A 493-nucleotide genomic window follows, 5' to 3' on the forward strand; every position below is an offset into this window, starting at 1 on the left:
CGCGGCCGAGCGCACGCGCAGGCCGTCGGAGATCACCACGGTGCCGGTGCGCGAGTTGAACACGACCTTCGGGGTTTCCTCGCCCACGGCGATCGGCATGCCTTCCAGTTTCGCGACGAAGGCCACGCGCTCGGTCGGATTGGTCGGCGCGACCACCTCGACGCTGGTGCCGTCGGCGGTCGTGGCGACCTGGCCGTAGCGGCGGTTGATCGCCTCCACGACGTTGGTCGCGGTGTCGAAGTTCGGGTGGCGCAGGCGCAGCAGCACCTGCGGGCGGGTCGCGAAGTCGGTCGCGATCTCGCGCTCGATCATGGCGCCGTTCGGGATGCGGCCGCCGGTCGGGGTGTTGACGGTGACGGAGGAACCGCTCTTGCCGGACGCCGACAGGCCGCCGACCACCAGGTTGCCCTGGGCCAGCGCATAGACCTCGTTGTCGGCCGCGCGCAGCTGGGTCAGCAGCAGGGTGCCGCCGCGCAGGCTCTTGGCGTCGCCC

The 493-nt window shown here is 71.6% G+C and carries 1 protein-coding gene; it reads right to left on the reverse strand.

Features of this window, described 5'->3' with window-relative positions; all coding sequences use genetic code 11:
• Positions 1 to 493: flagellar basal body P-ring protein FlgI (locus tag F6X68_RS33130; protein WP_192581667.1), on the reverse strand; the 493-nt coding region annotated here is incomplete at both ends.

It is taken from the genome of Micromonospora sp. AMSO12t, assembly GCF_008806585.1.
Taxonomy (GTDB): Bacteria; Actinomycetota; Actinomycetes; order Mycobacteriales; family Micromonosporaceae; genus Micromonospora; species Micromonospora reichwaldensis.